Annotated in this window: 14 protein-coding genes; 9 read left to right on the top strand and 5 right to left on the bottom strand. The window is 61.7% G+C overall.

Annotated features, from left to right (window positions below):
* Positions 1 to 24: 24 nt before the first annotated feature.
* Together P0D80_RS09475 and wecB are read left to right on the top strand one after the other, a co-directional pair.
* Positions 25 to 4122, top strand: a complete 4098-nt coding sequence (locus tag P0D80_RS09475; RefSeq protein ID WP_408283130.1) for a glycosyltransferase — start codon at positions 25 to 27, stop codon at positions 4120 to 4122.
* A gap of 27 nt (positions 4123 to 4149) precedes the next feature.
* Entirely contained in the window at positions 4150 to 5286 is a 1137-nt protein-coding gene (wecB, locus tag P0D80_RS09470) for a non-hydrolyzing UDP-N-acetylglucosamine 2-epimerase (protein ID WP_408283127.1), read from the top strand.
* A gap of 29 nt (positions 5287 to 5315) precedes the next feature.
* On the opposite strand, the gene P0D80_RS09465 is transcribed toward wecB, so the two are convergent.
* Positions 5316 to 6425: an acyltransferase family protein gene (locus P0D80_RS09465; RefSeq protein ID WP_408283124.1), complete on the bottom strand. Its 1110-nt coding sequence runs from the start codon at positions 6423 to 6425 to the stop codon at positions 5316 to 5318.
* 197 nt (positions 6426 to 6622) lie between these two features.
* On the opposite strand from P0D80_RS09465, the gene P0D80_RS09460 reads away from it, so the two are divergent.
* Positions 6623 to 7798: an acyltransferase family protein gene (locus P0D80_RS09460; protein WP_408283121.1), complete on the top strand. Its 1176-nt coding sequence runs from the start codon at positions 6623 to 6625 to the stop codon at positions 7796 to 7798.
* Positions 7799 to 7915: 117 nt separating this feature from the next.
* Here P0D80_RS09460 and P0D80_RS09455 read toward each other — a convergent pair whose 3' ends face one another.
* The 3 genes from P0D80_RS09455 to P0D80_RS09445 all read right to left on the bottom strand — a co-directional run bounded on the left by P0D80_RS09455 (position 7916) and on the right by P0D80_RS09445 (position 11633).
* Positions 7916 to 8305 (bottom strand): GtrA family protein, encoded by a 390-nt coding sequence (locus P0D80_RS09455; protein ID WP_408179384.1) that lies wholly within the window; start codon positions 8303 to 8305, stop codon positions 7916 to 7918.
* Entirely contained in the window at positions 8306 to 9256 is a 951-nt protein-coding gene (locus P0D80_RS09450; RefSeq protein ID WP_408179385.1) for a glycosyltransferase family 2 protein, read from the bottom strand.
* A 145-nt stretch (positions 9257 to 9401) separates the two neighbouring features.
* Positions 9402 to 11633, bottom strand: a complete 2232-nt coding sequence (locus tag P0D80_RS09445) for a hypothetical protein (RefSeq protein ID WP_408283118.1) — start codon at positions 11631 to 11633, stop codon at positions 9402 to 9404.
* 515 nt (positions 11634 to 12148) lie between these two features.
* Between P0D80_RS09445 and P0D80_RS09440 the strand changes: the two genes are divergently transcribed.
* Genes P0D80_RS09440 through P0D80_RS09425 form a run of 4 tightly spaced genes read left to right on the top strand, consistent with a single transcriptional unit; the run spans position 12149 to position 16869 of the window.
* Positions 12149 to 12994, top strand: a complete 846-nt coding sequence (locus P0D80_RS09440) for a glycosyltransferase family 2 protein (protein ID WP_408283115.1) — start codon at positions 12149 to 12151, stop codon at positions 12992 to 12994.
* A complete protein-coding gene (locus P0D80_RS09435; protein ID WP_408283112.1) occupies positions 12991 to 13947 on the top strand; it encodes a UDP-glucose 4-epimerase family protein in 957 nt (318 codons plus the stop codon). Before P0D80_RS09440 ends, P0D80_RS09435 begins: the two co-directional genes overlap by 4 nt.
* A gap of 7 nt (positions 13948 to 13954) precedes the next feature.
* Positions 13955 to 14986 (top strand): MraY family glycosyltransferase, encoded by a 1032-nt coding sequence (locus P0D80_RS09430; protein ID WP_408179391.1) that lies wholly within the window; start codon positions 13955 to 13957, stop codon positions 14984 to 14986.
* 5 nt (positions 14987 to 14991) lie between these two features.
* Positions 14992 to 16869, top strand: coding sequence for a polysaccharide biosynthesis protein (locus tag P0D80_RS09425; protein WP_408179392.1), 1878 nt, complete (start codon positions 14992 to 14994; stop codon positions 16867 to 16869).
* A gap of 101 nt (positions 16870 to 16970) precedes the next feature.
* Here the strand turns inward: P0D80_RS09425 and P0D80_RS09420 are convergent, their stop codons facing one another.
* A complete protein-coding gene (locus P0D80_RS09420; protein ID WP_408283109.1) occupies positions 16971 to 18071 on the bottom strand; it encodes an MraY family glycosyltransferase in 1101 nt (366 codons plus the stop codon).
* A gap of 272 nt (positions 18072 to 18343) precedes the next feature.
* Between P0D80_RS09420 and P0D80_RS09415 the strand changes: the two genes are divergently transcribed.
* Together P0D80_RS09415 and P0D80_RS09410 are read left to right on the top strand one after the other, a co-directional pair.
* Positions 18344 to 19891 (top strand): methyl-accepting chemotaxis protein, encoded by a 1548-nt coding sequence (locus tag P0D80_RS09415; RefSeq protein WP_132375828.1) that lies wholly within the window; start codon positions 18344 to 18346, stop codon positions 19889 to 19891.
* A gap of 389 nt (positions 19892 to 20280) precedes the next feature.
* Complete coding sequence (locus P0D80_RS09410) at positions 20281 to 21768, top strand: hypothetical protein (RefSeq protein WP_408283106.1); 1488 nt, start codon at positions 20281 to 20283, stop codon at positions 21766 to 21768.
* Positions 21769 to 21890: the final 122 nt, after the last annotated feature.

Below are 21890 nucleotides of genomic sequence, written 5' to 3'. Positions count from 1 at the left end.
GTACAAAACCTTGGTGTTGACTGTATGACCGTGTTTTCAAGCCACGATGTGCGAGCATGCTTGCGCCAGTGCGTAACCTGTTTCGGGCACGGCAAGATCCTGTACATCGGCGCGCATGCCGCTGATGCGCTCGACTTCCTGCTGGCCGCGGGAACCGATCCGTACGCGCTTTCGCTCGACGCGGATGGCGGGGCACAAGCCGATCATCGGTTCGTGTCAAATCGGCTCGAAGCGGCGTCTGTCACGGCCCCTTCCCTCGGCATTGCCCAGCGCGAATCCTTCGACGCGGCGATCGTGGTTCTCCCGCCGGACAGCAAGGCCGCCGAGGCGGCAGTCTGGCTCAAGCTGATTGCGGATGCGGGTATCACGAACGTCGCGCTGATGAGCCCGGTCGCGCAAGACGAAGCCGGCCTTGCTTCTAGCGGCCACGTCAAAGCACGGGCCTTCGAACTCGGGTTTCGCATCCACGCCCGTTTGACATTCGCGCGGCTGACTTGTCCGCTGCCCTCGTTGGGCAGCTACGAAGTCTGCGCTTTCGAGCGTGCTGCAAACGCGTCGACGGAGCAACGCCCCGCGATGGCTGAAGACGTCTTGCGGCACACCGACGCGGCGTCGCAAACCAAAGTCGCCGAGCTCACGCAGGTCGGCAGTTTCGTTCGGGTCGGCGACGCCGTTCTCGTGCTGGACGACACGGCCGGCAGCGGCGCCTACGTCGTTGCGCAGAACTCGACGGCGAGCCACGTGCTCGGCATCGTGCCCGACGCGTTGCAGTGCGGCTATGCGTCGAGTGAATATGGCGTGGCGGGTCGCGTCGATTTCAAGCCGTGGTCCGGTCAGGAATTGAACGGCCTGACGAACCATTCTTTCGACGTCGTGATTTGCCGCGACGTTCGCCGGTTCGCGCCGCTCGACTGGCCGCGGCTCGCCGACATCGTGCGGCCGGGTGGACGATTGATTCTCGGATTGACGGCCCCGCAGAGCACGGGCGACGCTTCTGTGAAAACGCAGTCTTCTGTCGAACTGCTGTGCTCGAGTACCGGTTCGGCCCACACAAGCTGGCTGCCGGAATGCGCTTTTATTTCGCGGCCGGATGCGCCGTCCCACGTCGCCTGGCGCAAGATAGAACTCGACCAGCCCACGGTGGCCAGCGACGGTCATTTGATCGTCGTCTCGATGCGCGATCCCGTCAGCGCGGATCCGTCGGCTTTTGTCGATACGATGTACAAGCACGCCGATTCGCCGGCGTTCAATGTGTTGCCGGACGGACGCAGCATGGCGAATCCATGGCTCTTCAGGAGCATGGTGACCATCGGCACGCGCATGAACAACGACGCTGAATTGGGCAGCCTGCAAGCGCGAGTCTTGCAGCAGGCGCCGCACGACACCGCCGATTACGGCGCCGCGCTTTGCGGCCACGCCTATCGCGTGCTTGCCGCGCGGGCTTCGTCGGAAACGGTGCGCACGTGTGTGGCGGAAATTCAGGCGTACCTCGATACGAACAAGAATGACGCGCAGTATCTGCGATGGTCGATATCGCAGACTTATGTCGCCGCCAAGCTCTTGCAGGCAATAGGCGATCTGAAGGGTGCCGAGGCGTGGGCATTGAAGTGCGCCGCGATGGACCCGGTTCCTTTTAGTCCGCTGCTGGCAACCAAGACGGTTGCTGCGCTCGACCTGGCGGCCAGCTTTGCCGTGGCTCGCCGCGACTACGAGACTGCGCGCCAGTATCTCGAGCGGGCGGTGCGGGAAGTCCAGCGGGTTCTGTCGGGTGACTGGGTCAATATCCTCGGCGACGTGACGAAGCCATTGAGCTTCGGGTTGCCGGAAGTTTCGCAACTGGCCGAACTGGGTGCGCGGTGCGCGTATCTTCTGAACTATCTCGCCGACGCCGGATATCGGCCCGGACTGGTGTGGCGTGAACACCGGGGATTTTACGAGCGCGGGTTCGAAGCAAAGGATACGCAGATCGGGGCGCTGTTGGATCGCAACACCTTCCTGTATGGCGAGACACAACGTCTGGAGGCTTTCGTCCAGGAGTTGAGAGGCGAAGCCGATCGACTGGAGGGCGTCATTCAGCAAGGCAAGAACGAGGAAGCTCGCCTCGAAGGCGTGATTCAGGCAGTTAAGATCGAGGCGGGTCGCCTCGAAGGCGTGATTAGAGAGAAGGATAGCGAAGTGGCAGCTCTCAAACAGACCGTTGCTGCTGGGGAAGCAGAGAAGACTCGTCTTGTGGCGGCGCTCGAGGAACAGCAGAGCGTTGGCGACGCGCTGCGCGCGTCGGCGGCGCGAACGTTGGGGGCGCGGATGCGTCGCGTGTTGCGTACGCTTGCCAGGCGGACTCGCGTGGCAGTCAAGGCTGTGGCAGTCCAGGCGCCTCAGCCAACGCCGGTTGCCTCGGCCCCTACGCCCGTCAAGCGCTTTCCAAATGCGCCATTATTGCTCGACGAACAACGTGTCGCGCAGTGGCTCGGTCAGTTCGATACGGACGCGCCTCGCTGGGCGTCGAGCCAGGCGCTCGCATCTGTCTTGCCGGCTAGTGAGCGTGGTGCGAGCGACCTGAATGCCGATGACGCGCAACTGAAAATTATCGCCGCCGCCGACTTGCCGTCTTTGGCGCCGCAAGCGCCCGGCGTGGTGATCGTCGTGGTGTTCAAGGCGGGCGACAATCCGTACGCATTACGCAGCGACGTCTACGACCATGTGGACTTGTGTATCGCACTCGACCATCAGGTATTCCTGGGACTGGCGCTGCTGCATCCCATGGTGATCGAGGCGACTCCAGCGAACGTCGTCGACTCCGCGCGCCGTTTCTGGAAGGCGACCAATAGCACGCAATCGCTGATGGTGCCGGACGCGCTCGCCTTCGACCCGTCGGTCGCACCGGTCGTCATGTTGCAGGTCGACAGCTTCATGGTCGGCGGTCTCGAACGTGTCGTTTTCGATTTGCTGGACCGCCTGGGCAAGGCGGGCTTTCAGCCCATGCTCGGCGTCACCGGCGAAATCGCGAACGAGGCCGAGGCCGAACTCAAGCAACGGCAGTTCAACTACGTGCGCCTGCCCAGCGATCCCGCCGAGCTTCGCGCGGTGCTGGTCGAGCGGAAGGTGGCGCTCGTCAACGCTCACTATTCGCTGTCGCTCGGCGAGGTCTGCGCTTCGCTGAAAATCCCCTTTGTCCAGACCGTGCATAACATGTACATGTGGCTCGACGCGGCGGGTAAGGAACAGTGGCGTCGCGTGGACGAAATGACAGACGCCTATATCTGCGTGTCGGCCAACGTCGCGATGTTCGCCGACGTGAACCTGCGCTTGAGCGCGGACCGCATGATCGTCGTCCCCAACGGCTGTGACTCGGGCAGCGCAAAACCCTTGCTCGAACCGGAGCGCGACGTCGCGCTGCGCGAGGAACTCGGGTTTCCGGCGGATAGTCCGGTGTTCGTCAACGTCGCTTCGATCAATCCGGTGAAGGGACAGGGCTTGCTGATCGATGCGTTTGCGATCGCGCATGCGAAGCGGCCCGATATCCGCCTCGTGATCCTCGGCAAGCACTCGGATGCCCGATACGCCGCGCAGCTCCAGGAGCGCATCGCGCATCACGGCCTGCAAGACGCGGTGTCGATGCCCGGCTACCGGTCCGACGTCTATCGATTCGTCGATCTGGCGCGCGCAGTTGTGATGCCGTCCTTTACCGAAGGCTGGAGTCTGGCGATATCAGAGGCGCTTCAGCGTAACGCGCCGGTTATCGCCACCGACGTCGGCGGCGCCCGCGAACAGTTGATTGGTGAGGCAAGCACGGTGATTCGCGCCTATCGTGATGACTGGTCGACGCTGGACGGTCCGCAGTTCTATCAGGCCATCGCCAACGAGTGGGACTTGCAGGCAGTTCGCGACGAACTGGCCAGAACGATTGTCGAGCACGCCGGGCGGCCGATGCGCCAGCCGCGCGAGGGCTTGCAGCAGTCGTTCCAGTCGATGACGCCGGCGGAAGCCTATACGCGGCACGCGGAGATTTTCGCGGCCATCCTGACCCGCACGAACGCCGATTGCGTTCGCTATGCGTCGTTTCTGCCTCAGCGTCAAAGCCGTTACTTCAAGTTGACCGATGCGCGGCCCGAAGTGGTCTGAAGCTGCCGGTTTCAAAGGATATTTACCATGGCAAAGAAAAAAGTAGTGGTGTTTGCCGGCACGCGGCCGGAAGCGATCAAGGTCATTTCGGTCGTGCAGGCGCTACGCGCGGCTCACGAGGATTTCGACGTGTGCCTGTGTTCGGTCGGGCAGCATCGGGAAATGTTGATGCAGGCTTTCGCGGACTTCGGCGTGACGCCGGACGCGAGTCTGGACGTGATGTCGCAGAATCAGTCGCTGGCGGGATTGAGTGCGCGGCTCTTCACCGCGATCGACGAGTTCCTCGCCGCGCAGTCGCCCGATATCATCCTCGTGCAGGGTGACACGATGACCGTCCAGGTGGCCGCGTTAACGGCGTTCTATCGACGCATTCGCGTGGGACATATCGAGGCCGGGCTGCGCAGCCATGACATGGCTGCGCCGTTTCCGGAGGAACTGAATCGCCGTGTGGCGTCGCTCGTGACCGACGTCCATTTCGCGCCGACGGAATTGTCGAAGCAGAATCTGCTTGCGGAGCGGGTGCCCGCGGACCAGATCTTCGTGACTGGGAATACCGTGGTGGACGCGCTGTATCTGATGCTCGAGCGCCTGAAGAACGAGCACGTCGAATTGCCGGAGCGAGTCGAGACCGCGCTTTCGGAAGGGCGGCGGATCGTGCTGGTGACGGGGCACCGTCGCGAGAGTTTCGGGCCTGGGTTCGAGAACATCTGCACGGCGTTGCGGAAAATCGCCGAGGCGCATCCGGACGTGCGCATCGTCTATCCGGTGCACATGAATCCGAAGGTCCGGGAAGTGGTCAACCGCGTGTTGAGCGATCAGGCCGGCGTCTATCTGGAAGAGCCGCTGACCTACAAGCCGTTCCAGCGGCTCATGGCGGCGAGTCATATCATCCTTACCGATTCGGGCGGCATTCAGGAAGAAGGTCCCGCGTTGGGCAAGCCGGTTCTGGTGATGCGCGATGTGACCGAGCGGCCGGAAGGTGTGGAGTCCGGCGTCAACAAGCTGGTGGGTACGGATGTCGACACGATTGTTCGTGAGACTGCGCGTTTGCTCGATGATGAAGCCGCGTATCAGGCGATGTCGGCTGGCAAGAATCCGTTTGGCGACGGTACGGCTGGCGAGCAGATCGTTGCCATTCTGAAGTCGATGTTTGCGTCGAAGTAAGACGTTCGAACCGCGCGCCCGGCTCGCTGTCAGGTTTCAGCGGCGGGGCGGCGCCAGGCGCTCTTGAAGAGAAGACCAAGCGGCTTCACGAGATACCGGTCGATTGCGAGGGGCACGACGATACCCGCCAGCACGTAGACGTACCACATGTGTTCGGTATGCCATTGGAAGGCGCCGCCCGTCACGTCCGCCGGCTTGATGATGCCAAGGCCGCAGAGCGCCGCGTTGACGAGAAAGAACGCAAACAGCTGATGAAACACGATCGGCAGGGCGTTGACGCCAATGAAAGCCAATATCCTTCTCGACGTCGGATTATTCGCGATTATGCCGGCCACGCCGTACATGAAGGCGATGCCCGTGAGGCTTGTCACGATGGGCAGAACGGGATGCTCGAATTGCATGATCTGCATCCAGAAGTCCAACGTCTTGCCCGTCACCCACAGTTGTTGCTGAATCACGTATAAGGCGACGAGCACGAGGACATTGGGCAGGAATCGCGTTGCTTTCCAATGCGCGGCCAGATAGCCGACGTAATAGAAGAAAGCCGCGAACATCACGCGCAGCAGACCGATTTCGCGATAAGTGACGGGGCCTTCGGCGTACATACGCTGTGCAAAATAGATGGCGCAGCCTGCTCCAGCCAGGTAAAGCAAAACCCAGGCGGTTTGCAAAACCGCTTCACGTCCGCGCGCCATACGCGCGAGAGGCGCGTTCACTCGCGCGTGCACGAGCGCAAAGTACACCCGGACAAAGAACAGGCATGGGATGAACCAGTACGGCGAAGTGAATCCATACGCTGCGGCGCTACCGAACTGATTGAACAGCACATTCGAGATTGAAAACGGCTGCCACAGCCTCACGAAACCGGCGGCGCGTATGACCTGGCAGACGAGCGCATAGACAAGGAAGAAAATCGTCGTGGGGAGCAACAGGGTGCGAGCGTTTCTCAGAACGAAAGCGACCGGTGCCTCCATCTTTTCCTCTCGGAAAAACAGGCCAGAGAGGAAGAAAAACAACGGCATGTGAAACGAATAAGGCGAGAAGGGCGCCCAGCCAGTGCCACTCCACGCGTGTCCCGCCACGACAGCAATGATGCCAAGCCCCCGAAGCACATCAACCGTCGTGTCTCTCTCACTCATTTACGTTATCCGATCAGCCACAATTCCTATCTTATTATTGCAGAATCTTGCCAATCCTTTCCATGGAAAAGATCGGCGGCAAGAGATGCGGCGACCGAAACCGCCAGCCAGAAGGGACCGACCGCCATCGTCCAAAGGCCGCCCGGACGGTCACGTGAGCGATAGCTGATAGAATCGCTATCTCAAATAGGACTTGGGTGAAGAGGCGGCATATGGTGGATTCGGCGCGCGCGGGTAATGACCGAGCCCCCTCGCTGGACATATTGCGAGGCTATGCCGCGCTGATCGTAGTGATCTCCCATACGACGGTAGCAGGCCTGTACAAGGTCGAACCGCTCTGGGGCTTCCTGAAATGGACGCCCCTGCGCGTTCTGTGGGCCGGACACCAGGCGGTGATCGTCTTCTTCATGCTTAGCGGCTATGCACTCGCGCACATGTATGGCGAGCAGCGTGCGCGCCGTTACGTGACCTTTGCCGCTGCGCGAGTCGTGCGGCTGTATCCGCCGTTTGTCGCATCGCTCGTGGTCGCGCTAGGCCTCTATTGGCTGGTTGCGCGCGCCGGCTTCGTCTGGGAAAAAGGCTGGATGTACACGGCGCATCCGCATCCGGACAAACAGATGATCTTCGACCATCTGAAATTGATCGGCAGCTACGATACCTCGATCATCAATCCGCCCATGTGGTCGATCGTGCATGAGATGAGACTGTCGCTGGCGTTTCCGGTGATTGCGTTTCTCGTGCTGCATCTTCGATTCAAGGCGGTCATTCTCGCGGTCGTCAGTTCCACGCTGATCGGTATCGCGGCACTGGCGGGATCGCCGAGCCATATTCCATGGCCGCTTCAGGATGCGCTATTGACCACGCACTACGGCACTTTCTTCGTGATCGGAGCGTGGTTCTACTCATGCCGCTCCAGGATCCTGGCGTGGGCGCATGCATTGCGGCCGGCGTCTCGTGCCATGTTGTGGATCGTTGCGTTGGCCCTGTTCGCGTATCCGTTCGACAATCCCTGGAGCATGGGCGCTCGCATCTTCGGCGATCTGGGTTCGTCGACCGGCGCGTTCCTGTTGATGGCGCTGTCCTTTACGATCCAGCCGGGCCGGATCTTCAGCGTGGGCCATTGGCTTGGCAAGATCTCCTACAGTCTGTATCTCAACCACTACGTGGTATTGAGCGTGTCGCTAGTGATTCTCTATCCGCGCTTCGGCGCCGTGCCAGTCTGGTTCGCGACTGTGTTCGGAGCGCTTATCCTCGGTTACGCGATGAATAAGCTGGTCGAAGTGCCTTCGCAGAATGGCGCGCGAGCTCTGCGCCGTAAGTTCTCGCCGAAAACGGCAGCTTATTCGGCGAATGGGGTGAATGTTCGTTCGTGACGGAGCAGGGCACTGATTGGCCGCGGAAGGCCAGATGCGTGGGCGTACTGATGATTTAGCAAGCTATCAGCATGCAAGAACACGCCGATAATCCCTGACAGCTTACGGCGCTGTCGTTCAATGCTGGGCGCGAAAGACCCACCACTTCGCAAATGCGAAGTTGACGAACATGCCGACGATCGAGCCCACCCCCAGCGCGATGAGCGGCGCGACGGTCACCTTCGGCAGGAACAGCAGCATGACCACATAGGTCCCGTAGTTGCATGCGCCTCCCACCGACATGGCGGCCAGATAACGCACCCATTCGGTCCAGAGCGACTCCGTCCGCTTCACCACGAAGGTCATGCGGCGGTTGATCTGCCACGTTGCGAAAGCTGCGCAGAGAAAGGAGACGGCGCGGCCGAGATATGGCCCGAGGCCGACTGCCAGCGCCACATACAGCACGCCGGCATCCACCAGAAAGCCGATGGCGCCGGCAATGGCGAACCTGAAAAACTGGGTGCGCATTTACTGGCTTTGCTCCTGCTTGCGTGACGCAGGGATGGCGAGGTACGCCAGCCGCTTGACCTCGATCCGGCCGCGCGTCACGGTATCCAGCACGATGCCGCAGATCAGCAGAATTGCGCCGAGCAGCATCAGCGCGGTACTGAGCAACGCGGTGGGCAGGCGCGGCACGAGCCCGGTCTCGACGTAGGTTTCGAAGACCGGAATTGCCAGCAGAATGGACAGCAGCGCGCAGATCGCGAAGCCGACCGTGAAGAACGCGAAAGGCTTCTCGCTTTTGACCAGTTTGAAAATGGTCATCAGGATACGGAAGCCGTCGCGATAGGTGTTCAGCTTGCTCTCGGAGCCTTCCGGGCGCGAGATGTAGCGCGTGGGCAGTTCGGCCACGGGCATGCGCATGCCGAGCGCGTGCACTGTCAATTCCGTTTCGGTTTCGAAGCCCGATGCATGGGCCGGGAACGACTTTGCATAGCGGCGCGAAAAGATCCGGTAACCCGACAGCATGTCCTTGAACGTGCGGCCGAAAATCGATGCCACGCATTGCGTCAGCATGACATTGCCGAAGCGGTGGCCCAATCGGTATGCGGCCTGTTCGTCGCTGACGCGTGAGCCGACCACCATGTCCAGCCGCTCCTCGACGAGCTTGCCGATCAATGCAGGCGCAACGGATGCGTCGTACGTCGCGTCGCCATCCACCATCACGTACACGTCGGCTTCGACGTCCGCGAACATGCGGCGCACGACATTGCCCTTGCCCTGCAGCGGAACCTTGATGACGTCCGCGCCCGCTTCGCGAGCGACACGTGCGGTGTCGTCCGTCGAGTTGTTGTCGAAGGCGATGATGGAAGCCTCGGGGAGCGCGCGTCGAAAATCGCGAACCACCGTGGCGATCGTAGCTGCCTCGTTGTAGCAGGGAATCACGACGGCGACGGTGCCTGGGTTGAAGTCTTGCATTGGCGATTGTGTTCTGGTTTGACGGTCTAAAGTGCGGCGAGCTGCTTTTGCGCTGGCCGCGAAGCGTGTTATGCGGGCCAGACGCAAATTCGGCGAGTGGCGTAATGGTAGCGCATACGAAAGCCGGCTCTTTCCGGTTGGTCTGTCAGACGCGCATGGCGGCGCGTCTCGATGTGGCTGACATGCCGAGTTCCACCAGCATCATCAGCAGGCCAATTGCGAACGCAACGAACGCCCATTCGATATGCGGAGGCCGGAAAACGAATTGAACCTTGGATGTGCCCGCGGGGACGTCGATTTGCTGAAAAATTTCGTCAACCTGACGAATCGCGGTGTCCTGTCCGTTGACGAAGGCTCGCCAGCCCGGCATATAGAGCTCCAACCGCGTGAGCGTCGTGCGTTGCGTACAGTTGGCGCGAAGTTCGCCGCGCGTTGCCGCTTCCAGCGAGCACGCCGGTGCGTCGAAGTATGGACGCGGGTTGCTCAATTCGTAGATGCGCATGTTGGTGTCGGCGGCGACTTGCTTGATGCCGATCGCTTTGGTTTCTTCCGGCAGCGGGGCATTGATGCTGGTCAATACGTATCGCGTGCCGATGGCAAGATAGTTCGGCAAATTCTGCAGCAAGCTGTCTTGCGAAGATGGGCCGGACGCATCTACGCGCGACGAACCCGTGAACAGAATAGGCGGAGCATTGGCGTCTAGCTTGCTGGTGACGAAGTCCGTCCAGATGCGGGGAATCGGCAAATCGTTATGGTTGATCGACGCGATTCCGAAGTAGGAACCGTAATTCGGTTGCACCGGACCAAACGTGACGAAGCGCTGCATGCCGAGATTGGCCTGCAGGAAGCGCACGCCCGCCAGATCGACCGTGCCATGCGACGGATTACTCATGACCGGCGCGATGAAATACAGCGCGCTTTCGCCGGCGAGAAGAATCGACAGCGTGAGCGCGAAGCGCCGCGAACCGGTGTTGCGACGTCCAGCGAAAAGGACGAGCGCAAGCGTGGCCAGCAGCAGTCCAGTAAAGATCACAGCGCCCAGTACATATCGTCCATGTGGCCTGAGGCCCGCGCCGTGGGCAATTGCGCATCCCGCGACGAGTAGGACGAGCACCGCGCCATAGGCATACTTGAGCCGTCGTTGCAGAAGCCCGCTCGCGGCGTCGTTTAGCGCGAGCGCGGCGAGGACGCATAGACTGAATTCCCAGGAAGGCGGCAAATAACGGAAGAACGCCGCCAGCTTGAGGCCGGGGATGATCCACACCAGCGCGCTCGCGCCGGGCAAACCGTACGACATTGACACGGTCACGACGACCCACAGGGCGAGCATGACCCGCAGGCCACGGTATCGCTGACCGACGACGCCGCACAGCGCGAGCATCACGAGGACAATGCCCGCGTATCCGCCAACGTGTCCCCAGAAACTGCCCGCGGCGGGGTCCTGAAAGATGCCGCCAAAAATGTACGGAACGAGCGTGGCGATCAACACCGACGCGGGCAAGTGCATGGATGCAAAACCATCGCCCTCGTGGCCGCCAGTAAAGCTCAACGGCAGATAGTCGAAAAATGCGATCAGGATGGGCGCCGACAGCATTAGCGCGACCACGCCGCCAAAACAGACCCTCAGTAGAAAACGCAGGCGCAGCGCCGAAGGCAGCGCTGCCGTTCGCACCAGCGTCCAGCAAAGAATAAGCAGTCCGTCGAGATAGGCCATCTCCGGGAAACCGGCATACAACGCTGCGACAAGCCCGAGCGTGATCCAGAAGGCGCCGCCGCGACGGCCGCTGGCAACCCGTTCTAGGGCGATCTCGACGCCGATCAGCGTGAGTGGCAAGAATGCAATGGGATTGATGACCGCGTTGGCGAGCCACGCAAACGTCCCGTTGAACTGGAAGGCGAGCGCGGCGGCGACCGAGCCGACTTGCGCGATCCGCATTCTGCGCAACAGCACGTAAGTCGACACACCGGCGATGATCTGCAACGCAAGGTGCATGTACAACTGGCCGTTCTCGAAGTACAGCAGCCATGTCAGCGGGAACAGGGCGGCGGACTGCATTTCGCCGGCAAGCGGCGTGCCGACGCCTTCGTAATAGTTCCACCATGGCCACTGACCATGCAGGATGTCGAGAATCGCGCGATGTCCCAGCGCATGACTGGTGAACGCGATGTTGGGGTCGATCGTGGGCAGAGGCGGGAATCCGCCGAACGGACCATGCTGCAACCCTTGTTGCAAACCCGCGTAGAGCAAGGTCGGGTCAGCGTTCAGCAGGCCGAGTAATAGCGGCGCTTTGACTAGCAGCGGAGCAAGACATAACAGAATGACAGCGGTGATGGCAATGCGGTGCGTTGAATCGCCCGTATCTTTTATGTCTGGCATGTCGCGGCATCTCATTATGGTTCTGACGTGCGAACCGTGTCGTTCATCGTCACGATGAAGGTGTCGTGGACTTCGGAAAGGGCGACATTCTACAGGGCGGTGTATTCCGAACCTGAGGGCGGATCGTGCGAAACCCGGCCTTCACGAAGCGGACAGTGGGCCAATCCTGTCCCATTTTTTGGGTAAGCGGCAGGCGGCCGGTTTGTGGGAGGCGCACGACGCCGCAGGAGGCCGAGAGACGGCCCGGCCAGACGAATCCAGCATAAAATAGCGCCGGTTCACGGCCAGCGGCCGGTTGCGCAGTGAGGGCTGCGCCGCCGAGTCCCGCCGGGGCGGCAGCGCCGCGCGAATGGTCCCCTTTTTCAGGCTCGACGGTAACCGTATCCGGCCAGCCGTAACAAAAGGAAAAGCCAGTTGCCGAAGGCGGCGGATTTGCGCAAACTGCGGCCTTGTTGCGGCCATACAACGAATTGTCGTTCCCAAGTGTCGTCCATAAGGCACGCAGTCCAACTTACATGAATGCTACTAGCGCGCCGCGTCCTGAACTCGAGGGCTTGTCTGTTTCCGTGGTCGTCTATCGGCCGGATCAGGCACAACTGGCCACCACGTTCGCCAGCCTCGGTCATGCCTGCGAGGCACTTCGCGCCACGCGGCCGGGCCTGCCGGTTCACCTCTATCTCGTCGACAACGGCGGCTTGCCGGACGAACGTGCCGCGTTGGACGCATTGAGCGCCCAAGGCGTCACCAGCACGATCCTTAGCGGTCACGGCAATGTAGGCTACGGTCGTGGCCACAATCTGGCCATCGAGCGCGCCGTCGGCCGTTACCACCTCGTGCTCAATCCGGATATTGATCTGGACCGCCACGCGTTGCTGCGCGCGCTTGAATTTTTCGAGGCCAATCCGGCCGCGGGCTTGTTGACGCCGTGGATCGGCGACGAAGCAGGGCATCAGCAGTTCCTCTGCCGCCGCTATCCGACGTTGCTGGACCTGTTCGTGCGCGGCTTTCTGCCGGCAGGATTGCGACGGCTGTTCCAGCGCCGCATCGCCCGCTACGAGATGCGCGACGTGATCAACGATCGGGACATCTGCTGGGATCCGCCCATTGTCAGCGGCTGTTTCATGCTGTTTCGAACGAACGTGCTGGAAAAGCTTCGAGGCTTCGACACACGCTATTTTCTGTACTTCGAGGACTACGATTTGAGCTTACGCGCGCATGACGTTACCCGTGTCGCCTACGCGCCCGCGGTGCGCGTGCTGCATCACGGCGGCGGCGCCGCGCGCAAAGGCTCCGCGCACGTCCGGATGTTCCTGGCGTCTGCGTACAAGTTCTTCAACCGCTTCGGCTGGAAGTGGCTATGAGCCGCGTGCTGGTGACGGGCGCCAATGGGTTCGTCGGCGAGGCGTTGTGCCGCGTCTTGATGCAGTCCGGCCATACGGTCTGCGGACTCGTGCGTCAGGCCGGGCAGCTCGAGCGGGGCGTAAGCGAGTGGGTCGAGGCTCAGGCGGATTTTGCCGGCGTCGACGCCGGCTGGCCCGCCGCGCTTCAGGTCGATTGTGTCGTGCATCTGGCGGCACGCGTGCATGTGATGCATGACACCGCGGCCGATCCCGACGCCGCGTTTCACGTAACCAATGTCGAGGGCGCCTTGCGCGTCGCGAAGGCGGCGTGGCGTTATGGCGCGCGGCGTTTCGTCTTCGCCAGCAGCGTCAAGGCGCTAGCCGAGGGGGACGCGGGTCGTCCGTTACGCGAAGATGACCTGCCGGCGCCGCAGGACGCCTACGGGCGCTCGAAGCTCGCGGCCGAACAGGCGCTGGTGCGCTACGGCGAGGAAACCGGCCTGGAGGTGGTGATCGTGCGTTTGCCGCTCGTCTATGGCCCGCGAGTGCGCGCCAATTTCTTGCGGCTGATGGACGCGATCTGGAAGGGCGTACCGCTGCCGCTCGGCGCGATCGACGCGCGCCGCAGCCTCGTCTACGTCGACAACCTGGCGGACGCGCTGATGCATTGCGCGACCGACCCGCGCGCCGCGGGTCAAACGTTCCACGTGGCCGACAGCGATGCCCTCACCGTGGCGGAGCTCGCACGTTCGCTCGGGCGGCATCTGCACAAGCGCGCCCGCTTGCTGCCGGTGCCCGCGAACTGGCTGAGGCTGGCGGGCCGCTTGACAGGGCGCACAGCGGCCGTCGACCGGCTGGTGGGATCCTTGCAGCTGGATACAGGCCGGATCCGCACGGTGCTGGGCTGGCGGGCGCCGCATTCCACCGACGAAGGGCTGGCCGCGACAGCCCGTTGGTACCGATCCACGCATTGAGGCGCGCATGCTGATGTCCCATTCCACGTTGCCGGGCTGGCCGAGCGTGATTCTGATCGCGCTCGGCTGCGCTTGCGCTTGCGCGGCGATTCTGTGGACGCTGCTCAGAACCGGCCTCGCGTGGCGTCTGGCCACCGACGTTCCCAACGACCGCTCGTTGCACACACGGCCCACGCCGCGCGTGGGTGGCTGGGGCATCGTTCCGGTGGTGGTCGTGGCGACGCTGATCGTCGCGCCACACCTATGGCTTGCCGCGCTGTGCGCTGCCGTGCTGGCGGCGGTCTCGCAGATCGACGACCGGCGCGGACTGCCCGCGCGGGTCAGGTTCGCGGCGCACCTGGCCGCGGTGGTGGTCTTCGTCTGGGCACATCCGGCGCCGGTGCCGGTCTGGCTGCTGGCGGCCCTGTCGTTTTTACTGCTCTGGCTGGTCAATCTTTACAATTTTATGGACGGCGCGGACGGCCTGGCCGGTGGCATGACGCTGTTCGGCTTTGCAGGCTACGCCGTTGGGGCCGCGCTCACCGCGCATCCATCACCAGAGCTCAGCATGGCTTCGGCCGCCGTGGCAGGCGCTGCCGCGGGTTTTCTGCTCTTTAACTTCCACCCCGCGAAAATCTTCCTCGGCGACGCCGGATCGATTCCGCTCGGCTTTCTGGCGGGCGCTTTCGGCTATTGGGGCTGGAGCGACGGCGTCTGGCCGATCTGGTTTCCCGCACTGGTTTTTTCGCCGTTCATCGGCGACGCTTCGGTCACGCTGCTGCGACGGTTGTTGCGCGGCGAGAAAATCTGGCAGGCGCATCGCGAGCACTACTATCAACGCATGGTCCAGTACGGACTTGGGCATTCGAAGACAGCCATCCTATGGTATGCAGTAATGGCGGCTGGTATAGTACTTGCTGTCGTGTTGCTTGGCTGGTCTTCGGCCCTCCAATGGTGTAGCGTGGGCGCATGGGTGATCGTGCTGGTATTGATTGGTATCGGAGTCGATTCACGCTGGCGTCGATTCCGGATAGCAGATTCCGAACAACCTGAGGTGTGACGCCGATGTTTCGACACAAAGCCTCATGGCTATCATTTAGCGCTTTCGCCTTCGACCTATGCGCAGTCGCAGGCGCCTGGCTCGCGGCATATCTGATCCGCTTCAATGGCTACGTTCCAGTCGAGTTCTGGTCCGGCGCCGTCCGAACCCTGCTCTGGGCTCTCCCTGTCTACGGTGTGATGTTCCGCATCTTCGGCCTGTACCGGGGCATGTGGGTGTTTGCGAGCCTGCCGGACTTGATGCGCATCGCGAAAGCGGTGCTGGCCGGCGCATTCCTGATGATGATGGTGGCCGTCATGGCGCAGCCGCATCCCATTATTCCGCGCTCCGTCCTCGCTGTTTCTCCGCTTCTGCTGTTCCTCGCCATGGGCGGCTCTCGCGCGCTCTATCGCGCCTCCAAGGAGTTCTATCTCTACGGCGGCCTGGTCGGGCAAGGCAAGCCGGTGGTGGTGCTCGGCGCGGGCAACGCGGGCGCGAGCCTGGCCCGCGAACTGTCGCGTTCGAGCGAATGGCGGCTGGTAGGCCTGCTCGACGACGATCCGGCCAAGCAGGGTCGCGAAATCTACGGCTACAAGGTGTGGGGGCCGATTAGCGACCTGCAGCAGTGGGCCTCGGACATGAAGATCGAGCACGCGATCATCGCGATCCCTTCGGCGTCGGTGGACGCGCAGCGTCGCGTGGCAACGCTGTGCGTGCGCGCCGGTGTGCGGGCCATGGTGCTGCCCGCGTTGACCACGCTGACGCAAGGTGAAGCGTTTCTGTCGCGCGTGCGTCAGATCGATCTGGAAGACCTGCTGGGGCGCGAGCCGGTACGTATCGACATGCCGCACGTCGAAGCGCTGTTGAGCGGCCGCGTGGTGATGGTGACCGGCGCGGGCGGCTCGATCGGCTCGGAGCTGTGCCGACAGATCCTGCGTTTCGAACCCGCGCAGTTGATCGCGTTCGATCTGTCCGAGTACGCGATGTACCGTCTCACGGAAGAGTTGCATGACCGTTTCCCGAAGCTCTCCGTGGTGCCGATGATCGGCGACGCCAAAGATTCCTTGCTGCTCGACCAGGTGCTGTCGCGCTATACGCCGCACATTCTCTTTCACGCTGCGGCCTACAAGCACGTGCCGCTGATGGAAGAACTGAACGCATGGCAGGCGGTGCGCAACAACGTGCTGGGCACGTACCGTGTCGCGCGCGCGGCGATTCGCCATGACGTGAAGCACTTCGTGTTGATCTCCACCGACAAGGCAGTGAACCCGACTAACGTGATGGGCGCGAGCAAGCGCCTCGCGGAAATGGCGTGTCAGGCGCTGCAGCAGACGAGCACGCGCACGCAGTTCGAGACGGTGCGGTTCGGCAATGTGCTCGGCAGCGCGGGCAGCGTCATTCCCAAGTTTCAGCAACAGATCGCGAAGGGTGGGCCGGTCACGGTCACGCATCCGGAGATCACGCGCTTTTTCATGACGATCCCCGAAGCATCGCAACTCGTGCTGCAAGCGTCGAGCATGGGACACGGCGGCGAGATCTTCATTCTCGACATGGGCGAACCGGTCAAGATCGTCGATCTGGCGCGCGACCTGATCCGCCTGTATGGCTTCAGCGAGGAACACATCCGCATCGTCTTCACTGGCCTGCGTCCGGGCGAGAAGCTCTACGAGGAACTGCTGGCCGACGACGAAGCGACCACGCGCACGCCGCATCCGAAACTACGCATCGCGCAGGCGCGTGAAGCGCCCGACAATCTGCTCGACGAACTGCTGCCCTGGTTGATGCAGCATCGTGTGCCGAGCGACCAGGAAGTGCGCCGCGATCTGCGGCGCTGGGTGCCGGAGTATCAACCGGCTGCCGCGCCGGCGTTACATAGCGTGGCGCCGGCAACGCGGGCTTCGTGAGCATGAACCTGTGAGGCTGCCTTCCGCGGCGGCCTCACACCGCAAGGCGGAAGTCTCGAAAGTCACAAAGCAAAAGGCGCTCATTCGAGCGCCTTTTTTCGTTACCGCCTGGTCTTCCTGACCACCATCCACCGCGGTGACTTGAACCGCACGATACTCACGTAGAGCCAGACATACGTCGCGGCGAACACCACCACGAAGCAGAACAGATGCAGCGTATGCCGCCAGAACAGCGTGGCCGGCACGACCGCGATCAGACACAGCAGCCACAAGTACGGCGACGTCAGCGAGTTACGCCGTGTCAATTCACGTGCGGTACGCGCGCCGACCGCCCAGCGCATGAGCCGTTTGTACACCAGCATATGCAGATGCACGCCGTCGGGAATGCCCGGCGACATGCCGCGAATGAATTTCTTCCGGTAGATCGAGAAACAGGTCTCGAAGATCGGATACATGAACAGCAGCACGGGATACCACGCCGATACGTCGCGATTGCGCATCACCAGCATGATCGACAGTTCGGCCAGCATGAAGCCGATGAAATACGCGCCGCCGTCGCCGAGAAAAATCAGCCCCGCCGGGAAATTCCAGATGAAGAAGCCGAGCACCGCGCCCATCATCATGAACGAGGCGGACAGCACGATCGGATCGGACACCTGGAACGCGACGTAGGCGAGCGAGGCGAACATCATGAACGCGACCATCGATGCGAGTCCGTTGAAGCCGTCGATGATATTGATCGCGTTGGCGAGCGCGGCAACCGCCAGCACCGTGACCGCGCAGGAGATCACCGCGTACGAGAGCAGGAAGTCGAGCGGCGGCACGCTGATGCGCGTCACGGCGATGTTCAGCAGGAAATAGGCGAGCGCGGCCGCGGCCATCGTGCAGATCAGCCTTGCAAGCGGCGACACGCGCTTGGTCAGGTCTTCGACCAGACCCGAGCCGAAGGCCGGCATGCCGCACGCAATCAGCCCGAGAATGCCGCCTGACACGGCGGGATACGCGTGATGCAACTGCACGGCGGAGACGATCAGCCCGAGCAGAATCCCGGTCCCGCCGATGCGCGGCACCGGGCGAACATGGAATTTCTGCACGCCGGCCAGATCGGTGTCGGTGGAGAATTTTTCATGCAGATGCGCGTAGCGCACGATCAACAGCGTGATCAGCAGTGAAACGAGAAAGCCGAGCGCAAAACTAAGCATGAAAGTGGGCCTGAGCGAAGACGCCGAATTATACAAACGAAACGCACAACGCCCGGAAAACGAGCGATGCGGCGTAGTCGCACGAATATCCCAGATAGTGAGGTGAAAGACACTCGCAAACGCCCGCCGGTCATGGATTCCACCTATTTAGCAGGGTTCGTGCGAGGTCGTTAACCTGGATGCGGCGAAGAGTAAGTCACGCGCAAAAAAAGACGGCGCGCGCGCCTGCCAATCTGTTCCGCCGCCGATCGGCAAGACGTTCCGGAGACCCAATGCTAAATAACATCACAATTCGTGGCGGCCTGACGCTGGTGATCAGCGTATTCGTCGCTTTCCTGCTGACAGTGATCGGTGTCGGCTATGGCGCGCTCAAGCTCGCCAACAGCAGCCTCGACGACACGCAGCGTAGTGCGGCCGCGCTGTCGCATCTGAAGGCAAGCTCCGAGAAGCTGCTGCAAGTGCAACTCGCATTGGGTTCGTATCAGACGCTCTTTAGCGTCGGCAAGCAGACCGATGACCTGTTGCCGGCCGCGCACAAGGTGCTGGTCGAATCAAACAAAGACTTCCGCAATTACATGGCCGGTCCGTTCGCGGACGAAAACGAGCAGAAGCTCGCGCAAAACGTGGAGCAGGCACGCGGCGCGCTGGTCGATAAGGCGATCGAGCCGGAGTTCAAGGCGCTGGCCGACTTCGATTTCAATACCTTCCGCAACATTCAGGGCGAGACGGCGAACGGCTTTTACGCCACCTATTCGAAAGCGATCGACGCGCTCGAACATTCGCGGATCGACAGCCAGCATCAGCAAGCCCAGACGGCCGCGCAGCGCTTCCAGATCGCGACGCTGCTGTTCGCCGCGATCGGCGCTATCGCGCTCGTGATCGGCGTGGCGGCGCGCATCGGTTTGTCAGTGGCGTTGATCAAGCCGGTCAACGCAACCGTCAAGCACTTCGAGCGCATCGCCGCCGGTGATCTGACTGTCGCCATCAAGATCAAATCGCGCAACGAAATGGGCCAGCTGCTGGGCGCGTTGACGAAGATGCGCGACGGCCTCGTCGAAACCGTGTCCAAGGTGCGCGGCAGCACGACGGCGATCACACAAGGGGCAAACGAAATTGCGTCGGGCAATGCGGATCTGTCTTCACGCACCGAGCAGCAGGCAGCGGCGCTTCAACAGACCGCCGCGAGCATGGAGCAGTTGTCGGCCACCGTGAAACAGAACGCGGACAACGCGAAGCAGGCAAACCGGCTCGCGCACGGCGCGCTCGACACGGTCACGCGTGGCGGCAAAGTGGTCTCGCGTGTCACTGAAACGATGGATGGGATCAGCGAGTCGTCGCGCAAGGTGACCGAAATCATCGGCATGATCGAGGGGATTGCGTTTCAGACCAACATTCTGGCGTTGAACGCCGCGGTGGAAGCGGCGCGCGCCGGCGAGCAGGGGCGTGGCTTCGCGGTGGTGGCTTCGGAAGTGCGCAGCCTCGCACAGCGCTCGGGTGCGGCGGCGAAGGAAATCAAGGAACTGATCGGCGAATCGGCCGCCAAGGTTCAGGAGGGTGCGTCCCTCGTGTCCGACGCGCAGAAGACGATTCACGAAGCCATGAGCGCCGTCGAGCGAGTGACTGGCGTGATGAACGAGATCGAGGCGTCCGCACTCGAACAGAGCGACGGTATCGAACAGGTCAACAAGGCCGTCTCGCAGATCGACGAAGTTACGCAACACAATGCGGCGCTCGTGGAAGAGGCAGCTGCGGCGGCGAAATCGCTGGAAGAGCAGGCGACCATATTGCGCGACGCCGTGGCGGTATTCCAGATGGCGTAATGGCGGAGGGGCCGCGCTCGCGTTGTTCGCGAGCGCCGGTTTTTTAACAGGGCACTAACGACGATTTAATTCAGAAATCCTAATTGTTAGATTTTGTAAAATATGCCAATGTGTGTGGCATTTTATGCTGCGGTGGTACGTCGATTGCTTGCTCAAAGAACAATTTCCCGACGCAATGCGTGGCAGGAAATTTATTCCGTACAGCAAAATGTTGGGCTATAGATACCTTGCAGTAAGGTTTCGAAATTTTGTCCGTGCGCGAGCGCACAGAGCGATGCGTCTCGTTAAGGGATATTGTGTGTTGAATCCGATCCGAGGAATGTCCTCGACTCCGGCAACGCGCATGGGGCGCATCAATTCACAGCGGACAACTATCGAGCCCAAAAGTCATGCAGAGGTCCTCAGCAGTAGATCCGGATAGTTCCGGGAGCGTACCAAGCGATTACTCGTGTGTGTTGTGCGGCGCCGGCCCGGCAGGAATGGGCTTCCTGTTCTACGCGTTCAAGAGCGGCAAGCTGGCAGAGGTGGCCAGAAACGGGCTGCTGATCATCGACAAACGCGCGAGCCTAGGAGCAGGCAAGCTCGGCGACTATGTGAACGTTACAGGCAACTCGGTCGCAAAATCCTTCCTCGCGTGCCTCGAGCACGAACGCTTCGACGAAGTGTTCGGCGACATCCGCGAGTACAACGAGTTGCATAGGAAACTGGCCGCGGATCCCGACGGTGCGCCGCTGCTCTCCGAGGTCGGCGAACTCCTCACGCTGGCTGCCGAGCGACTCATCGCGCACCTCGTCGAACATTTCGACGTCGATGTACTGCGCGGACACGAAATCGATGCGATTCGTCACAACCGGGACGGCCGCTTCGAAATCGCTTATCACGACACGCGCAGACCCGCGGCACGCCGGATGGTGATTAGCGACACCGTCGTGATGAATCTCGGCGGAACGCAGCGCGTCGAAGAGGTCGATGATCTGTGCCGCACTCTGGACATTCCATTGCCGGGCAACGGCGTCATCACCTGCACGTCGGATGAACTGCTTCGCCTCACGAGCACGCAACTGGTCGACACCTTCGCGCCCGTGTTCGCCCCTGCCGCGGCCCGGCGTACGAACCGGATCACGATCATCGGCGGCTCGCATAGCGCGTTCACGATGACCGAGCGTCTTGCGACTGATCTCGGCGGCGCCGGACTCGATGAAATCGCCATCATTCATCGCTCGCCGATCCGGCTGTTTTTTGAAACCGAGGAGGAAGCGCGCGCATGGGGTTATATGGTCGACCCAGTCAACGATATTTGCCCGATCACGCGGCGCGTGAATCGTTCGAGCGGTCTGCGCTACCGCGCATTCGAGATTGCATGTTCGGTGATGTCGCAGGGCCGCGTCGCGGGAACGAAGCCGCGTGTCGAATTGATCGATGCCGCCTCCGGGGAAAGCGAGCGCGCCCGTGCTGCCACCTGTCTCACGCAGTCATGTGGCGTGGTTCATAGCGCCGGCTATGGGCCCAACATGTCCGCGTTGGTCGACCATCGAGGGGCGGAGATTCCTCTGCTGTTCCGCCAGGGCGGCATCGAGGTCGACAAATTCGGCCGTCCGCTCGACATGAACGGCAAAGTGGTACGCGGACTCTTCACGTTTGGGCTGGGTTCCGGCTTTCGGCCCGACCCGGAGATCGGGAGCGAGGCCGCATTCACCGGACGAATCCATGGCGTCTGGATCTTTCATCATGAAATCGGCAAGCGGATTCTGACCGGCGTTCTGAAAGCGCTGGCCGAGAAGGCTGTTGCACAGGAAGCGGAAATGATCGCGACGGCGGATGAGGACACACATGCCGGGGGCCGGCCACGTCGCGGCCGAGCGGACCATCGCCGCTGACTGACGGGCAAGCATGACCACTCAGCACCACACTGGCTCACCGACTCGAGTCGCTGAGATAGGGCGGGTTCGTCCGCTTTATGTCGTCCCATAGACCTCCTTAATAAACTGGACATGTTGTG

Source organism: Paraburkholderia sp. RL17-373-BIF-A (assembly GCF_046030175.1).
GTDB lineage: Bacteria > Pseudomonadota > Gammaproteobacteria > Burkholderiales > Burkholderiaceae > Paraburkholderia.
The sequence above is the reverse complement of the archived record's forward strand: the minus strand, read 5'-3'. Positions and strand labels throughout refer to the sequence as shown.